Origin of the sequence: Ponticaulis profundi, from assembly GCF_042659465.1 — a bacterium.
In the GTDB taxonomy this organism is placed as follows: domain Bacteria; phylum Pseudomonadota; class Alphaproteobacteria; order Caulobacterales; family Hyphomonadaceae; genus Ponticaulis; species Ponticaulis profundi.
The window spans coordinates 206260-222401 of the sequence record NZ_JBHSSW010000003.1; the positions used below are offsets into that span (position 1 = coordinate 206260).

Here is a 16142-nt window from a genome sequence, read left to right on the forward strand (position 1 = left end):
TCAGGCTGCCTTTGCTTCCGGCTTGATGCCAAGCAAACGGCAGGTAGACAGTGAAAGGCCCGCCTTGTTCAGCGTGTAAAAGTGAAAATCCTTCACGCCCTTGTCGGCCAGTTTCATCGTCAGGTCTGCAGCGACATTGGCCGTGATCAGCTCGCGCTGCTCAGCATCATCATCCAGCCCTTCATAAAGCTCATGCAACCAGTCTGGCAGGCTCGCACCGCACAGACCCGCAATCCGCTTCAGACCCTTGAAGTTTGGCTGCAGCATGATGCCCGGCACGATCGGAATATCGATCCCATAGCCGCGGGCAGCGTCCAGAAATTCGAAATAGTGATCCGGCTCAAAGAAGAACTGGGTGATCGCACGGTCAGCGCCAGCATCCTGCTTGGCTTTCAGAATTTCGAGATCCTTCGCCAGACCAAGACTGTCCGGATGTGGTTCCGGATAGGCCGCAACCGAAATCTCGAAGCGCTTGCCCAGTTCCGGCTTGTAGTTCCGAACCGCTTCAATCAGCTCAACCGATCCGGCGAACCCTTCCGGATGCGGGGTGAATGTCGCCCCCATGCCTTCTGGTGGGTCGCCGCGCAACGCCACAATGTGCTGCACGCCCGCTTCCAGATAATCATCCACGACGCCCATGACGTCTTCTTTTGACGCGCCAACGCAGGTCAGGTGCGCAGCAGGCGTCAGATCGGTCTCTTCGACCATGCGCTTCACCGTGCGGTGCGTCCGGTCTCGCGTCGAGCCACCGGCTCCATAGGTGACAGATACGAATTTCGGATGCACAGGCTCCAACCGGCGCACAGATTCCCAAAGTGCGTCTTCGGCCTTCTCGCTCTTTGGCGGGAAGAACTCAAAAGAGACATGAATGTCTTTCGGGGCATGCTGCAGGCTCATGCTGCAATTTCTCCAATGTTTGGCAGCTTGTCAGCTGTCCAGATATTCACGATCAGGCCGTCTTTCGACCCGGATTCAAAACGTTGCGGCACTTCGTGCAGTGTGAGGCCAGCCGAAGCCGACCATTCCGCGATTTCAGCGTCACTGAGACCAAGGCGGCGATGCTCATGATCTGAGCGCAGAAACTCGAGACTATGCGGCGCAAAGTCGACGATCAGCAGACGACCACCTGATTTCAGAATGCGCGACGCCTCGGCGATGACGCGTTCAGGCCGGTCCATATAATGGAGCACCTGATGGACGATGACGAGATCGGCCACATCATCCGCGAAAGGCGGCGCTGTGACGTCTCCAAACCGTACGCCGGCATTGCTGACACCTGCGCGTTCGAGGTTTGACCGCGCAACGGTCAGCATAGGGTGACTAAGATCAATGCCTTCAGCCCATTCCACGCGGTCGGCAAACAGGGTCAGCATGCGTCCTGTGCCGGTGCCAAGGTCGACCATCAGTGCGGCCTTGTCCCGCCCGGCAGCATCGAGCAGGGCCGCCTCAACAGCCGCAGCGGGATAATGCTGGCCACGCACATCATCCCAGGACGCAGCGGTTCTGCCGAAATAGTCTTCGGCAGCGCTCGCCCGGCTTTTACGGACACCGTCCAGACGCTGGCGATCGCGGACATATTCGGGTTGCTCTTCCGGGAGAAACGCCAGCACAGCATTGATCAGCTCACGCGCCTCGCCGCGCGCAGGCAGGCGGTAGAACACCCACGCCCCTTCCGGCATGCGCTCTACGAGCCCGGCAGACGTCAGAAACTTCATATGGCGTGAAAGCCTTGGCTGGCTCATCCCAAGGATCTGCACCAGCTCACCAACAGCGAGTTCGCCATGCGCCAACAGCGCCAGAACGCGAAGACGCGTCGGCTCGCCAATACTTCGCAAGGCCTCAACAAGATCCATTTCACTACCTCTCGCATCATATAAACATATCTTTATATGATTTTGTCAACGAGAATTGTGAACCTTAACGCGTTTAGTGGTTTAATCTTTGCAAGATCACGCATGCGTGACTTGAAACTGTCGCATTCAGACTCAATTTAGGTCACAGATTAGAGTGATCATTCGAATTTGTAATTTGAATCGGACGGCAAACATCGCTTAAAGCGGTACCTGAGGGTTGAAATCGGAGACGGGACTTTGAAAAAATTAGTGGCTGGACTGGTGGCGCTGACCGCGACCGCATGCGCGACTGCGCCGGGCACCACGTCCAAGAATGATCCATATGAAGGCTTCAACCGCTCCATGCTCGAGTTCAACCTCGCGTTGGATGATGCGGTTCTGGAACCGGTTTCCAAGGGATATACAGCCGTTACGCCAGAATTCGGGCGCGACCGTGTCGCCGACTTTTTCCGCAATCTCGGCGAGCCTGTGACTTTCATCAACAATGTTCTTCAGGGTGAAGGCACGCGCGCAGGCCAGTCTGGCTTCCGCTTTGTGATCAACACCACGCTCGGCATTGCAGGCCTCTGGGATGTCGCCCGTTACAATGGTCTGGAGCAGGATAAAGAAGATTTCGGTCAGACGCTTGCCGTCTGGGGGGTAGATAGCGGCCCCTATCTGGTCATGCCGATCCTTGGGTCCACAAACCCGAGAGACCTTTTCGGATTTGGCGTCGATCGCGCCATGAATCCGACGAATTTTGTACGCTATAGTGGTGATGATGATGACGACATGGCTATTCGCGTCGGCATGGGAGTTCTGAACGGCATCAACTCCCGCTCACGCGCACAGGGCGCCATCGATTCATTGAAAACGCAGGCCGAACCATATGTCGCCCTGCGTAGCATTTATACGCAACAGCGAGACGCGGCGATCAGAAACGGCGAAACGGCACCGGACGAATATGACGAGCTGCCTGAGTTCGAAGACTTCTAGAACGCGCCTCGAGGGGAAAGCATTAGGACAATGAAAAAGTTATTATCGGGTCTTCTGCTGAGCGCCAGCCTTGTGGCGGGCAGCGCTCTGCCTGGCTTTGCCGACGCAGAGACCGAAGCGTATGTCGAAAAAAATGCCGATATGGCACTGCAGACGCTGAATGATCCAAAACTGAGCGGCCCAGAGCGTCGCGAAGAATTTGCCAAGCTGATGGACCAGTTCACCGATCTGGACCTGATCGCCATGCGCGTGCTCGGCAAATACTACAATCGCTTTTCCGATAAGGAAAAAGCGGCGTTTACCGAAGCCTTCCGCGAGTATGGTCTGGCAACCTATGAGGCTGAGCTCGACAAATATCGCGGCAGCGACATCGTCGTAACAGGCTCTCAGGACTCAGAACCCAGCACTTACACGCTGGTCGACAGCATTGTTGAGACGGTAATCGACCTGCCGGAGAATGACCTGCCCGTGAAATGGCGTGTCGTGAAATTCCGCCCGGGCTCCAACTACGCAAAAGTCTTCGGCGAAGGCTATAAGGTTGTGGAAGTCGGCATTCAGCTGGATGGCGGTTTCTTCTGGCTTGCAGGTCAGCAGAAAGAGCAATTCCAGGACATTCTGGACCGCAATGGCGGACGCTCTGACGCTCTGATCGCAAAGATCAAGGAAATGACGGATCGCCTGAACGCAGAAGCCGCAAGCCGCCGGGCTGCGCTGAGCGGAGCCATACAGGCCGGCTGATCTCCTGACACCCCGGACAAAGAAAAAAGCCCCGCAAGCAAGTTGCGGGGCTTTTGCATTTTAGCTCGCCGCACCCGGCAGAGTGTAGGTCACGGACGCACCCGGCCCAAGATCCAGTCCGAGCCAGACCCAGAGGATCATCAGCGCGAGACCCGAAATCATGATCCAGATGGAATACGGAATCATGATCGCTGTCAGAGACCCGATGCCAAAGTCTTTCTTCCAACGCTGTGCAAACACCAGAATGAGCGGGAAATAGACCATAAGCGGCGTGATGATGTTGGTCGCAGAATCGCCCACACGATACGCTGCCGTTGCCCCATCCGGAGAGACCCCCAGCAGCATCAGCATAGGCACCATAACCGGCGCAAGCAGCGCCCATTTTGCACTGGCCGAGCCGACAAACAGGTTGATCAGGCCGGTGAACAGGACAATGAGCCCAAGCAGGATCGGCAGTGGCAGGCCGGAGCTTTCAATCGCCGAGGCGCCATGCACCGCCGAGATGAGCCCCAGATTTGACCAGCCGAACATCGCCACGAAGTGCGCCGCAGCAAAGGCGAGCACCAAATAATAGCCCATATCCTTCATGGCATCGGCCATCATGGCGACCAGATCATCTCCAGAGGTGATGGTTTTCGCCGCGACGCCGTATGCAATGCCTGCAGCCAGGAAGAGCACGAGAAAGCCACCGACGAGAGACTGGAAGAGAGGCGAATAGTTCGCGATGGAACTGCAGACACCCGCTGCTGCCTGATCGGCCGGACACGCTGCCTCGTCGATCAGGGGCGTTCCGGGACCAATCGCCATGGCCGCCCAGAGAAGACAGACAGCAACAACCGCGATCCCCGCATAAAGCAGACCTTTGGACTGGTCTTTGGTCAGCGGCTTGTCTTCATCGCCATAAATGTCGGCCTGATCACCTTCCGGCACCCATTTCCCGAGACGCGGCTCGACAATCTTGTCTGTCACAAACCAGATGACCGGAATAAAGACCACCATCATGGCGGTGATGAAAAACCAGTTGCCCGCAATGTTCGCGTCATAGTCCGGCACCAGAATCTCTGCAGCAGCTTCGGTGATGCCATACAGCAGAGCATCGAGCTGACCGGGCGCAAAGTTCGCCGAGAAACCGCCGGAAACGCCTGCAAAGGCGGCGGCAATGCCCGCAACCGGATGACGTCCGGCTGATGCAAACAGAACCCCTGCGAGCGGGATCAGAACAACATAGGCGGCATCTGCTGCGTGGTTGCCAGCCATGGCGACGAAGGCAACAACCGGCGTCAGCAGGAATTTCGGCGCACCGCTGACCGCTGCCTTCATGGCATTTCCAAACAGACCGGTTCGCTCAGCAACCCCGGCGCCCAACATGACCACAAGCACGTAACCGAGTGGGTGGAAGTGTGTGAATGTGGCGGGCATTTCGACCCAGAGCCTCTGGATATTGTCTGCCGAGAGCAGACTGATCGCCGGGATCACGCCATCTTCCCCGATCGAGAACCGCGCCTTGGTGCCGTCCGACATGCCTGCCAGCACCTGATCTGACAGCGTTGCCGTCAGCCCTGTCAGCGAGGCAATGATGGAAATGACCATCAGAACGATGATCAGGAACAGAAAGATGAAGACCGGATCGGGCAGTTTATTGCCCGTCTTCTCGACAAAGCCGAGAAATCCTTTCGCATGGTCCTGAGTTTCGACCGCCTCACTCATGCCGTTTGGCTCCCCTGTAAATCAAATTTGCGCGTAATAGAGCCTGACCGTCCCGGTAAGGCAATGCCAGAAGCTGTGTACACGTTCAAAGCACACGAAATTTCGGAATCCTGACGCTTCGTCAGGGGGCGACAAGGCCGGTTTCCCCGGATATGGGTATATGCAACTATACTCGGGAAAAGGGAGACCCGTTATGAAAACCAAGATCACAGAGATGTTCGGCATTCAGCACCCGATTATTCAGGGTGGCATGCACTATGTCGGTTTTGCTGAAATGGCGGCTGCCGTTTCCAACGCTGGCGGCCTCGGCATCATCACGGCGCTGACACAGAAAACACCGGCTGACCTCGCAAACGAAATCGCACGCTGCAAGGACATGACGGACAAGCCGTTCGGCGTGAACATCACCTTCCTGCCGTCAACAACACCGCCGGATTATCCGGGCATCGTCAAAGCGGTGATCGAAGGCGGCGTAAAAGTCGTGGAAACAGCGGGCAACAACCCGGCCTCTGTCCTGCCGCACCTGAAAGATGCCGGCATCAAGGTCATCCACAAATGTACAGCCGTCCGTCACGCGCTGAAAGCACAGTCCATTGGCTGCGATGCGGTCTCTGTTGACGGCTTTGAATGCGGTGGTCACCCGGGCGAAGACGATGTGCCGAACTTCATTCTGCTGCCACGCGCCGCCGATGAGCTGGAAATTCCATTCGTGTCTTCCGGTGGTCAGGCAGATGGCCGCTCACTGGTTGCTTCGCTCGCCTTCGGCGCAGACGGCATGAATATGGGCACACGCTTCATCGCGACGAAAGAAGCGCCCGTCCACGAAAACGTGAAACAGGCTATCGTTGCGGCTTCCGAACTCGACACGCGTCTTGTCATGCGCCCTCTGCGCAACACCGAACGCGTGATGACGAATGCGGGCGTGGAGCGCCTTCTCGAAAAAGAGCGCGAGCTTGGGTCTGACATCAAGTTTGAAGACATCATCAACGAGGTTGCCGGCGTTTATCCGAAAGTCATGGTCGATGGCGAAATGGATGCCGGCGCATGGTCTTGCGGCATGGTGGCTGGTCTGATCCACGACCTTCCAACCGTTCAGGAACTGATGGACCGCATCATGAACGAAGCCGAAGAGCTGATGACCAAGCGTTTCATGGACATGATGGGCAAAACCGTTTCCGCGTAAGCCGAACGTCCCGTCACAAGACAAAAGCCCCGGCCGAGAGGTCGGGGCTTTTTCGTATCTACCAGGGCAGCTCGCGGCCTTCCCAATCCAGAAATTTCAGCTCACCGCAATAAGGCGCAGCCTCAATCACCTGCTTCAGACCTGCCGCGCTGTCAGCTGTGTCGACCGTCGCATAGGGGCCACCCATATCGGTCTTGATATGTCCCGGATGCAGGGAGAGCACTTTCACGCCTTTGTCGGCCAGATCTTCGGCCATGCATCGCAGCCCCATATTCAGCGCCGCCTTGGACGCCCGATAAGGCAAGGCGCCCGTATAGCTGCGGTCCGCAATGGACGCGAGGCCGCTGGTCACGGTTGCGATGGTTTTCTTCTGACCCGCTTCAATGTTCGCAAGCAGCGCTTCGGAGACGCGAAGCGATCCGAACAGATTGGTGACCACAGCGCGCTCGAAGATTTCGTAATCAAGATCCCCGAACGAGCCATAGCCAGTAATGCCCGCATTGTTGATCAACAGATCCAGCGGCTGACCATCCAGCGCCCGGCTCACGGACATGATGTCTTCCGGGCGGGTAACATCCATTTTCAGAACGCGCGCCCCGATCGCACGCAACTCATCGGCTGTATCAGGGGCAAGCGCGCACGCAATGACGTCGGCGCCGTCTGCGCAATAGGTCCGGACAAGCTCCAGCCCCAGTCCCTTGTCAGCGCCGGTCACAAGAATACTGCTCATCTTACCCCTCCTGAATATGATCACACATTAGGAAGGGTGAAGGCTGCCGAAATCAGGCTTCAGTGATTGTTCGCAGGGCAATCAGGCAGGCGTAACCTTCGCCCCACCCGAAGTATGGCTCGCCTCAATCGCATCAATGGTTTCTTTCCAGATCCCGATGCGATTGCCAGCAAATGACTTGCTGCTGAGCTGCGCCAGATGCTCTGCGCGTTTCAGCACGGTTTCTTCAAGCTTGTCGGCTGACACCACCTCATCCAGGAAACCCGCCTTCACAGCGTCTTTCGGCGTGTAGAGATGTCCTTCAGCGATGGCGCGGGCTTTTTCCAAGGGATTGAGGCGCGCCTTGGCCAGTTCAAAGCCGAACACGGGCAGGATCATCTTGATCGCCGTTTCGTTCGCGCCAATGCGGTATTGATCATCATCAACGCCATAGCGGAAGTCGCAAGACAGGAGCGTAAAGGCGCCCATGGCGATGCCATGCCCAGTGCACGCCGCAATGACCGGCATCGGATACTGCAAGAGCCGAGTGGTGAGTTGCGAGCCGCGCAGCACGAGTCCCGTCATTTCTTCCGGCGTACAGGTTGCAAAGAACTTCAGATCAAAACCCGCAGAGAAGGTGCCGTCGCGCCCCATCAGCACCACGCAGCGCGCCTCATTGGTTTCCGCCTCGTCCAGCGCGCCATTCAATCCGTCCAACAGTGCGTGATTGACCGCGTTGCGTTTGCCATCATCCAGACGGATGACGGCGACCTTGTCTTTCATTTCCAGTGTCGCTGTCATGTATTTTCTCCCCTTATAGTTTTCAGGTCCGGGTCAGCCAGGCTGCGCCGCGAACGCCGCTGTCATCACCCCATTTGTTTCGTACGATCCGGGTTTTCAGCTCGACAGGCCGGTCGGTCGCATTGAACACATAGCTGGCGATCCTTTCGGGCAGGACTGAATAGATATGCTCGATGTTTGAGACGCCGCCGCCCAGGACAATGACGTCCGGGTCCAGCGTGTTCACAATGGTCGACAAGCCTTTGGCCAGATTGGTGACATAGGTATCGATCACCTCTTCGGCGATCGGATTGCCTTTCTTTGCGCGCGCCACCAGTTCGATGGCTGGCACTTTATGTCCTTTCAGATCGGCATAATCCTGTGTGAGCGCCGGACCGCTCAGCCAGGTCTCAATGCAATCCGTCTGACCGCAATAACAGGGGCGCTGTTTTGGTTCTGCGCCAAGCAGGGGAAACGGATTGTGTCCCCATTCGCCTGCGAGGCGGTTGATACCTGTGTGCGGAATGCCGCGAATGGCGATGCCGCCACCAACGCCGGTTCCGATGATCACACCGAAAACAATCTCGCCATCCTTGCCAGCGCCATCCAGCGCTTCGGAGGCCGCAAAACAGGTGGCATCGTTGGCGATGCGGACGTCACATCCGAGCCTTTGGCTGAGGTCTGCCCCCAGAGGCTTTCCAATCAGCACCGTTGAGTTTGCATTCTTCACGGTTTTCAGATCGCTGGAGAGCTCGCCCGGAATACCGATCCCAATGGAATCCGGCACTTTATCAAGGCAATGTGTGCGCGCCTCTTCGACCAGCGCCACCACGGTTTCCAGAATGGCGTCATAGCCTTCCTGCGGTGTCGCGACACGCCGCGACCAGACCGGTGTGTCGTCCTCTCCCAGAACGATGACCGAAGTCTTCGTCCCTCCCAGATCAATTCCGATTGCGAACAAACACATCCCCCAAATGGCTTACATCCTTCATGGGCCAGCCTGCCCCGCGTCTGTCAACTCATTTGCCCTCTTGAACCTATCTCAATTTTCTACTTTAAATTGTTTTTATAATTCAGGAGGGATGAATGGCCTACCCACTCGCCGTGATTTCAGAACGTTTCGGACCACCCGACAGCTATGAACTTCGAAACCTGCAGCCCGGCATTCCGGGGCCCGGAGAAGTGCGTATCCGTGTCAAATCTGCATGCGTGAACTTCGTCGATGTTCTGATGGCGACCGGAAAGTATCAGGTCAAACTGCCCCTACCCTGCGTACCCGGTATCGAATGCGCCGGCATTGTCGATGCGATCGGTGAAGACGTCTCGACCCTTACGATCGGAGACCGCGTGCTTGTCAGTCAGGGCAATGGCCAGGCTTTCGCGCAGTCTCGCATCGCTCTGGCAGAGAAAGCCTTCCGCATTCCAGATGCCATGCCCTTTGACGAAGCCGCTGTGTTCAAGATGAACTACACGACGGCCTATCATGCGCTTGTGCAGCGCGGGCAAGTGAAACCCGGAGAAAGCCTGCTTGTGCTCGGCGCATCGGGCGGCGTTGGCTATGCCTGTATTGAACTTGGTAAAGCGCTTGGCGCATTCGTCATTGCGTCCGCCTCTTCCCCGGCAAAACGCACGCTGGCAAAACAGGCAGGTGCAGACATGGTCATTGATAGCCAGTCCGAAGACTGGCGAGGTGATCTGAAAGCCGCCAATCAGGGCCGCCCCGTCGATGTGATCGTCGACCCGGTCGGAGGCCAGATGAGCGAAACGGCGTTCCGGTCTCTTGCCTGGAATGGCCGCCATCTGATGATTGGCTTTGCCGCTGGCGATATTCCGCGCTTGCCGACCAATCTTGCCATTCTGAAGGGCGCAGCGCTGATCGGCGTCGATGTGCACCAGTTCACGGTACGGGAGAAACAGCTCGGGCTGGAAAACCTCGCAAATCTGTTCGCGCTGTATGAAGCAGGCAAGCTCCGCCCGCCCATTGGTCACCGCTTTCCTCTGGCCGAGTTTGCCGAGGCGATGTCACTCGTCGCTTCCGGCGGGAGTGTCGGCCGGGTCGTCCTCGACATGCCCGACGACTGATTTACGGACAGCGCTCAGAATTTCCGGCCTGGCGTCGGCGCTCGGCAGATAGCCAGGCTCCGGGCGCAGTCCGCTGGCCTGTTCATAGTCATAGCCAATCGCGAGCACGTCGGCGTCGCTGCCTGCCGTTCCGAAGAAGGACAGGCCAATCGGAATGCCGTGCACCTCGCCCATCGGAACAGACAGATGCGGATAGCCTGCTTTTGCAGCGAGTGACCCGGCGCCCGACCAGTCCGGCCAGACATCGCCATTGATATAGTCAATGCGCGGCGCAAGCGGCCCGGACGGCGAGACAAGGAAATCAACCTCGTATTCGCGCAACATGCGATCAATACCAAAGCTGCCTGCACCCGCCTTCACAGCCGCTGCGAGGGCCGGATAGCCCGGATCATCCATGCCCTTTGTGTCTTCGGCCATCTTGAAGATGCTCTGGTCAAACAGAGCGAGTTCCTTGTCAGCATGCGCCTCGTTAAAAGCGATCAGATCCGCCAATGTACGCGTTTTGACCGTGTAAGGCGTTGCAGCAAGATAAGCATTCAAGGTCGATTTGAATTCATGCAGCAACAGACCGAAGGACTTCTCATCATAATTATCGATGGTCTGATCGAAGCGCTCGATTTCGACGAGCGTCGCGCCTTCCGCTTCCAGCACAGCGAGTGCCGCATCAAACCGGGCCTGAATGTCGCTGTTATCCCCAACCGAGTAGCGCAGTACGCCAATGCGCGTTCCTTGCAACGCTGTGTCGCTCAGGCGAGACAGCACCTCTTCCGTGCTTTCAACGGCCATGGCCTGAAGCAACATGGCCGCGCCGCGTACCGTTTTGGTCATCGGGCCCGCCGTGTCCTGCGAGGACGAAATCGGCACAATCCCGGCCTGCGGGACAAGGCCAACCGTTGGCTTGAAGCCGACAACGCCATTCACATTCGACGGACAGATAATGGAGCCATTGGTTTCCGTTCCCACACTGGCCGCCGCGAGAGACGCCGCGATTGCGGCCCCAGACCCGGAGCTTGATCCACATGGCGTCCGGTCCAGCATATGCGGATTGTGCACCTGACCACCAAGCGCAGACCAGCCACTTACCGAAGACAGAGAGCGGAAATTCGCCCATTGGCTGAGATTGGTCTTACCAAGAATGACGCCGCCTTCGGCCCGGATTCCGGCAGCAAGCGGCGCGTCCGTGCGCGCATAATTCTCCGCCAGCGCAAAAGCACCTGCCGTTGTCGGCATCGGATCCTTGGTGTCGATATTGTCTTTCAGAAGGATTGGGACGCCCGCCAGAAGGCCAATCTGCTCGCCATTCGCCCGGCGCGCATCAATGTCGCGTGCCTGATCGAGCGCATCCGGATTGATCGTCAGCACAGATTGCAGTTCCGGCCCTGCCTGGTCGATCTGTTCGATCCGCAGGAGATAAGCCGCGACCAGCGCTTCGGAGGTCACCATGCCTGCATTCAGGGCCTCTACCAGTTCTGGCAAAGTCCTGGCAGTCCAGTCAGACGGCGCATATTCTGAGGGAGCGGCCACCACATCCTGCGCAAAGGCTGAGGGCCCACCGGATGCGCCAATCACACTGATGGCTGCAGCTGAAAGTGCGATACACCTGAATGACATGACAGACCTCCCCTTGCCCGAAAGCATCAGTCTGCCTGCAGTCTCAAGGCATCACAAGTCCGGCCAATCAGCCCGGCATAACACCGCTCGAGAGCGCCGCGCTTTCGCGGCGACGCGGCCAGAACTGATCCCACTCGCCTGACTGACAGCGTACCACAGAGCTTGTGACCGACGCGTCGTCCTTGCTCATGCCGCGCGCAATTGACAGCAGTTTGGAAACACCGACCAGATTGTCGCTGTCGGCTTTCAGAACGCCATTATAGTCATAGATGAAATAATACGCGTCTTCGCTGCTCGCACTGCATGTTTCCGGCAGAGACAGCTCGCCCGAAATGAGCCCATTCTCAGAGGAGAGCACGGTCATGTTGTCATAGCTTTGAGATGACACAGCGCCCATGCGGTCACGCGTATTGCCAATCGCGATCTGAAAAGCCTCGTCTTCCGAAAGTCCCTGGGCTTTCAAAGTCTCAACTGAAACCGTCGAGAGCGTCTCGGCACTGTCCAGCATCAGAACGGCCTGCAGGTCTTCAGTGAAAGCGCGCGCCGCGATGGGTGGTTCGCCCGGCTTGGTCGCTGTGGCCACAAAATCCGCACCGCGCATCTGGATCACCAGACGCTGATCGAAGTCGGACTGATCGACACCCGCCGTCATAATGGAAAGCAGGCGGGCCGCTTCTTCATCAAGAATGGATTGAAGCTGATCAGGGTTGGCCTGATAGGCGTCATAGACGAGATCGACATAGTTGAAATAATCGCAGGATTGCGCGCTCAGCCCCGTGCGGAAACCGCCATCTTCCAGCGTGCGCAAACAGAGATGATCTGTGCTGTTCGCCTGCATGACATCCATCAAAGTATCGCGAAACTCGGCCTTGGAGAGCTGTTCGCCTGCCTGAGCTGGCATAGCGAGCACCGCAAAAGCGGCAATGGTAGGAACGAGAGCGCGAACGCGATGAAGCATGACAGTATCCCTCCGGCTGATGACCTTTGACCGGTCATTCCCTTGAAAATCAGCGCGTTGGAACTTCTTTCCTCTTTTCAGAGCGCCTCAGGGACGCTCCGGAACCGGCTTTCTGCCGCTGGCTCACGCTTATCGTTAATCAAACGTTAAAGACAAAGCTGTGCCATGGAAAGACGTAAAACGCGAATTACGCGTCTCCTCCGCAAGGGATATGCCAATCAGGGGAATTTCGGCCGTGTCTGCCCGTTCAGCAGGCTTCCTCATAACCAAGCTCGCACGCTTTCTCCCGCGCATCCTGAGAGGCAAACATGTCTGCCTCACCGCCTGCTTCATCGATCAGCGCAATGCTGTAGAGATAGCAGCCAAGGGCATTTTCCTCTTCACATGCTTCCGAAAAGGTTTCCCGCGCCTCAGCCGGAAGCTCCGGTCCGCCCTGGCCGCGCGCCTGCATCAGGCCAAAATTCGCACAGGCCGAGGTATATCCGCCAATACAGGCTTTCTGATACAGTGTGCGCGCCTTCGGCAGGTTCTGAGAGACAATATCATCGCGCTGGAGCACCAGTGCCAGATTGTGACACGCCGTCAGGTAATGGTCTTCGCAAGCCTGATCATAAGCCGCAATACCGGCCTCTGCATCCACCTCGCCACCTTCGCCATTTACCGACATCAGACCGTAGGAGAAACAGCTTCGTGCCGATCCCTGCTCGCAGCCAGCCTTGAAGAAAGCGCGCGCACCGGGCATGTCGACCTCGCCGCCCAACCCTTCATAGAGCAGCAGGCCGTGCATATGGCAGCCGTCCAGATTTTCCATCTGGCAAGCCAGTTTGAAGGCACCGCGGGCAAAGCGATAGTCTTCGCTTTCATAAGCGTCTGCTGCCTCATTGAAGGCGATCTCTCCGGATGTCAGCTCTGGTTCAGTGTCAGCAGCGGTTTCGGTGGAGGTTTCGGCTTCTGGCTCGACCTGAGCCTCCATGTCGGCTTCAGCCTCCTGAGCAATCGAGGCTGGGAAACCAAAGGCCAGAACCATAAGGCCGGCACAAAAAGACGTCAGCAGAGAACCACGCTTCATAAACACTCTCACGTGTCAGGAGTTGGGAAAGGATCGGCAAAGTCAAACACATCGCGCTTTGTCATCGAAACCCTTAAACACGTGAAAATGGCTGCAGCGTGGCAAATGCTGAAATCCTGCCGCTTATCGCTCAACCTTTACCTCACCTTCAGGCTGCAAATCGCTGGAAACAATTTCCCAGGGCGTTTCAATGTCATCACCGCTGCGCTCCAGCGTGATCGGGCCAACCGTGTTAAAAGTCGTGCCATCGTTTGAACGTCCATACATTTGCACGGGAGCCTCAGCGACGGTCTCAGATCCATCGACAGCAACAGGCTTGCCAATCAGCACATGAAGTTCGTGATACTTCATCAGAGAGGTCGCAAATTCCTCTGCTGTTGAGCCACTGGCATCACCCTGATCAGCCCACAGGCTGTGCGCATACATATAGTTCTGGGTCTCCAGAGCACCGGCATACTTTTCCAGTGTCAGGCCGGCGCCGCGAATGCTCTGCGGATCAATCGGGCTTTCATCCAGAGGTTCCCGATCATCCGGCAAACCGCCCGGCTCGCCGGGTGCTGGCGGAATGAGTTCGCCTTCAAGCAAACCTTCAGCCGGATCTGTCCGCACCTGTCCCGGCGTTTCTGTCGGGGTCGGTTCCGGCGTCGTGGTAACTTCAGGCGTCATGGGGGAACTGGTTTCTGATGGCTCCTGGAACGGGCTATCGGTGCCTGTTCCATTGCCACAGGCGGCGAGACCGGCGCCAGCCGTTAGCGCCAGCGCAGCCAGTATGGAAGTCTTGTGACGTGTACGGCGCATGCCGAATTCTCCTCTTTGAGTCAGAAAGGAGAACGCCGACCGCCCCTTGCGGTTCATTTCATGGAGGAAGTTTCAGGAAACGCATTCCCGGTGTCGGCAAAAAAGCGGGCCGAAGCCCGCTTTTCCAATGACCATCACTCTGCCGCTTGCAGCGGCGTGTTGTCGGTGACCGGCAGAGACGGATCTCCATGATCGCCCGTCTCGAGCGCCTTGCGAACACCGGCCTCATAGTCCGGATGGACCTTTTTCAGCACGGCAAGCCAGCGCTCTTTCACAGAGTCCGACACCGGAGCCATGCCGCCTGCCATATTCTTGTGAAGGCGGTCGCGTTCTTCATCATTGAAGACCTCGGCATAGAGCGCACGCGGCTGGACATAGTCGATCTCGCTCTCCTCCTGCTCGAACCGGGCAACCACCGCATCCGGATCGATTTTCAGCGGCGGCTCTTCTGCACGCGGATCGGCCACCGGGCCATCATACTGGTTCGGCTCGTAATAAGCGTTTGGATTGCCAAAATCATTGGTGAAGAAACGCATCGCGCCATCCTTGTGGTAATGGTTCACCTTGGCTTTCTTCGGTGCGTTGGCTGGCAGCGCTTCATAATGCGTACCGATGCGATAGCGGTGAGCATCCGCATAGGACATGACGCGCGCCTGAAGCATTTTGTCCGGTGAGAAACCAATGCCTGGTACGACATTGTTCGGGTTGAAGGCTGCATTCTCGACCAGCTGGAAATAGTTTTCCGGGATCGTATCCATTACCAGCTCACCCACCTCGATCAGCGGGTAATCGCCATGTGGCCAGACTTTGGTCAGGTCGAACGGATTGAACTCGGTTTCCATGGCCTGCTCTTCGGTCATGACCTGAATGAACAGCTTCCATTTCGGATATTTGCCGTCCTGAACCATGTTCCAAAGCTCTTCCTGATAGCTCTCGCGGGTCTGGCCAATGATCTCGGCCGCCTTGTCATCGGAATACCATTCATTGCCCTGCTGGGTCTTGAAGTGGAACTTCACCCAATGACGAACACCATCCTTGTTCCACATGGAGAAGGTGTGGCTGCCATAACCATTCATATGGGCCGGGGAACGCGGAATGCCGCGATCCGACATCAGAATGGTGACCTGATGCACGCTTTCCGGCTGAGCCGCCCAGAAGTCGAACATGGCTTCAGGGGAGCGCATATTGGTTTTCGGGTGACGCTTTTGCGTGCGAATGAAATCGGGAAACTTGAAGGCATCGCGAACAAAGAAGATCGGCGTGTTGTTGCCCACCATGTCCCAATTGCCATCCTCGGTGTAGAATTTGAGCGAGAAACCACGCACATCGCGTTCTGCGTCAGCCGCGCCGCGCTCTCCGGCAACGGTCGACCAGCGAGACAACACTTCGGTTTGCTTGCCGACCTCGGAGAACAGATCGGCGCAGGTATATTGCGTGATGTCATGCGTGACCGTGAATGCGCCCTGCAAGCCCCACCCTTTGGCGTGTACGACACGCTCAGGAATGCGCTCGCGGTTCTGGTGTGCGAGCTTCTCCATCAGATAGTGGTCCTGCATCATCAGAGGACCGCGCGGACCCGCCGTCTGTGACGTTTCATTTGTCGGATACGGCTTGCCGGATGATGATGTGAGGGTTGGTTTATCGGCCATGATGGGTCTCCTGAGGGCGGCGGCGCTGGG

At 57.2% G+C, this 16142-nt stretch carries 15 protein-coding genes; 4 read left to right on the plus strand and 11 right to left on the minus strand.

Annotated features, from left to right (window positions below; all coding sequences use genetic code 11):
- Positions 1-897 carry a methylenetetrahydrofolate reductase [NAD(P)H] gene (metF, locus tag ACFQDM_RS02595; protein WP_377375053.1) on the minus strand — a complete coding sequence of 299 codons (897 nt, stop codon included), beginning with the start codon at positions 895-897 and terminating at the stop codon, positions 1-3.
- Positions 894-1853, minus strand: coding sequence for an ArsR/SmtB family transcription factor (locus tag ACFQDM_RS02600; RefSeq protein WP_377375056.1), 960 nt, complete (start codon positions 1851-1853; stop codon positions 894-896). The genes metF and ACFQDM_RS02600 overlap by 4 nt, the downstream gene beginning before the upstream one ends.
- Before the next feature lie 237 nt (positions 1854-2090).
- On the opposite strand from ACFQDM_RS02600, the gene ACFQDM_RS02605 reads away from it, so the two are divergent.
- Positions 2091-2828 carry an MlaA family lipoprotein gene (locus ACFQDM_RS02605; protein WP_377375057.1) on the plus strand — a complete coding sequence of 246 codons (738 nt, stop codon included), beginning with the start codon at positions 2091-2093 and terminating at the stop codon, positions 2826-2828.
- 30 nt (positions 2829-2858) lie between these two features.
- Positions 2859-3566 (plus strand): MlaC/ttg2D family ABC transporter substrate-binding protein, encoded by a 708-nt coding sequence (locus ACFQDM_RS02610; protein WP_377375060.1) that lies wholly within the window; start codon positions 2859-2861, stop codon positions 3564-3566.
- Positions 3567-3626: 60 nt separating this feature from the next.
- On the opposite strand, the gene ACFQDM_RS02615 is transcribed toward ACFQDM_RS02610, so the two are convergent.
- The gene (locus tag ACFQDM_RS02615) at positions 3627-5273 is read right to left on the minus strand and encodes an AbgT family transporter (protein ID WP_377375063.1); all 1647 of its coding nucleotides are present in this window, start codon (positions 5271-5273) and stop codon (positions 3627-3629) included.
- 193 nt (positions 5274-5466) lie between these two features.
- Between ACFQDM_RS02615 and ACFQDM_RS02620 the strand changes: the two genes are divergently transcribed.
- The gene (locus tag ACFQDM_RS02620; RefSeq protein ID WP_377375065.1) at positions 5467-6456 is read left to right on the plus strand and encodes an NAD(P)H-dependent flavin oxidoreductase; all 990 of its coding nucleotides are present in this window, start codon (positions 5467-5469) and stop codon (positions 6454-6456) included.
- 58 nt (positions 6457-6514) lie between these two features.
- Here the strand turns inward: ACFQDM_RS02620 and ACFQDM_RS02625 are convergent, their stop codons facing one another.
- The 3 genes from ACFQDM_RS02625 to ACFQDM_RS02635 form a co-directional block, all read right to left on the minus strand.
- Positions 6515-7186: an SDR family oxidoreductase gene (locus ACFQDM_RS02625; RefSeq protein WP_377375068.1), complete on the minus strand. Its 672-nt coding sequence runs from the start codon at positions 7184-7186 to the stop codon at positions 6515-6517.
- A gap of 81 nt (positions 7187-7267) precedes the next feature.
- Positions 7268-7966, minus strand: a complete 699-nt coding sequence (locus ACFQDM_RS02630) for a crotonase/enoyl-CoA hydratase family protein (protein ID WP_377375071.1) — start codon at positions 7964-7966, stop codon at positions 7268-7270.
- A 22-nt stretch (positions 7967-7988) separates the two neighbouring features.
- On the minus strand, positions 7989-8912 hold the full coding sequence (locus ACFQDM_RS02635) for an ROK family protein (RefSeq protein ID WP_377375074.1): 924 nt from the start codon (positions 8910-8912) through the stop codon (positions 7989-7991).
- Between the two features lie 119 nt (positions 8913-9031).
- Between ACFQDM_RS02635 and ACFQDM_RS02640 the strand changes: the two genes are divergently transcribed.
- Positions 9032-10027, plus strand: a complete 996-nt coding sequence (locus tag ACFQDM_RS02640) for an NADPH:quinone oxidoreductase family protein (RefSeq protein WP_377375075.1) — start codon at positions 9032-9034, stop codon at positions 10025-10027.
- Here the strand turns inward: ACFQDM_RS02640 and ACFQDM_RS02645 are convergent.
- The 5 genes from ACFQDM_RS02645 to ACFQDM_RS02665 all read right to left on the minus strand — a co-directional run bounded on the left by ACFQDM_RS02645 (position 9968) and on the right by ACFQDM_RS02665 (position 16112).
- Positions 9968-11638: an amidase gene (locus tag ACFQDM_RS02645; protein WP_377375078.1), complete on the minus strand. Its 1671-nt coding sequence runs from the start codon at positions 11636-11638 to the stop codon at positions 9968-9970. The two genes, ACFQDM_RS02640 and ACFQDM_RS02645, sit on opposite strands and share 60 nt — an antisense overlap.
- 67 nt (positions 11639-11705) lie before the next feature.
- Positions 11706-12596 (minus strand): hypothetical protein, encoded by an 891-nt coding sequence (locus tag ACFQDM_RS02650; RefSeq protein WP_377375082.1) that lies wholly within the window; start codon positions 12594-12596, stop codon positions 11706-11708.
- Between the two features lie 247 nt (positions 12597-12843).
- A complete protein-coding gene (locus tag ACFQDM_RS02655) occupies positions 12844-13665 on the minus strand; it encodes a tetratricopeptide repeat protein (protein WP_377375085.1) in 822 nt (273 codons plus the stop codon).
- 123 nt (positions 13666-13788) lie between these two features.
- On the minus strand, positions 13789-14463 hold the full coding sequence (locus tag ACFQDM_RS02660) for a hypothetical protein (protein ID WP_377375088.1): 675 nt from the start codon (positions 14461-14463) through the stop codon (positions 13789-13791).
- Positions 14464-14597: 134 nt separating this feature from the next.
- Positions 14598-16112 (minus strand): catalase, encoded by a 1515-nt coding sequence (locus ACFQDM_RS02665; RefSeq protein ID WP_377375091.1) that lies wholly within the window; start codon positions 16110-16112, stop codon positions 14598-14600.
- Positions 16113-16142 lie beyond the last annotated feature (30 nt).

What these genes read in the sequence shown, in the direction of transcription:
- ACFQDM_RS02640 (WP_377375075.1), top strand. Translation starts at nt 9,032, where the DNA reads ATGGCCTACCCACTCGCCGTGATTTCAGAACGTTTCGGACCACCCGAC.
- ACFQDM_RS02610 (WP_377375060.1), top strand. Translation starts at nt 2,859, where the DNA reads ATGAAAAAGTTATTATCGGGTCTTCTGCTGAGCGCCAGCCTTGTGGCG.
- ACFQDM_RS02650 (WP_377375082.1), bottom strand. Translation starts at nt 12,596, where the DNA reads ATGCTTCATCGCGTTCGCGCTCTCGTTCCTACCATTGCCGCTTTTGCG.
- ACFQDM_RS02655 (WP_377375085.1), bottom strand. Translation starts at nt 13,665, where the DNA reads ATGAAGCGTGGTTCTCTGCTGACGTCTTTTTGTGCCGGCCTTATGGTT.
- ACFQDM_RS02645 (WP_377375078.1), bottom strand. Translation starts at nt 11,638, where the DNA reads ATGTCATTCAGGTGTATCGCACTTTCAGCTGCAGCCATCAGTGTGATT.
- metF (WP_377375053.1), bottom strand. Translation starts at nt 897, where the DNA reads ATGAGCCTGCAGCATGCCCCGAAAGACATTCATGTCTCTTTTGAGTTC.
- ACFQDM_RS02660 (WP_377375088.1), bottom strand. Translation starts at nt 14,463, where the DNA reads ATGCGCCGTACACGTCACAAGACTTCCATACTGGCTGCGCTGGCGCTA.
- ACFQDM_RS02600 (WP_377375056.1), bottom strand. Translation starts at nt 1,853, where the DNA reads ATGGATCTTGTTGAGGCCTTGCGAAGTATTGGCGAGCCGACGCGTCTT.
- ACFQDM_RS02620 (WP_377375065.1), top strand. Translation starts at nt 5,467, where the DNA reads ATGAAAACCAAGATCACAGAGATGTTCGGCATTCAGCACCCGATTATT.
- ACFQDM_RS02665 (WP_377375091.1), bottom strand. Translation starts at nt 16,112, where the DNA reads ATGGCCGATAAACCAACCCTCACATCATCATCCGGCAAGCCGTATCCG.
- ACFQDM_RS02630 (WP_377375071.1), bottom strand. Translation starts at nt 7,966, where the DNA reads ATGACAGCGACACTGGAAATGAAAGACAAGGTCGCCGTCATCCGTCTG.
- ACFQDM_RS02615 (WP_377375063.1), bottom strand. Translation starts at nt 5,273, where the DNA reads ATGAGTGAGGCGGTCGAAACTCAGGACCATGCGAAAGGATTTCTCGGC.
- ACFQDM_RS02625 (WP_377375068.1), bottom strand. Translation starts at nt 7,186, where the DNA reads ATGAGCAGTATTCTTGTGACCGGCGCTGACAAGGGACTGGGGCTGGAG.
- ACFQDM_RS02635 (WP_377375074.1), bottom strand. Translation starts at nt 8,912, where the DNA reads ATGTGTTTGTTCGCAATCGGAATTGATCTGGGAGGGACGAAGACTTCG.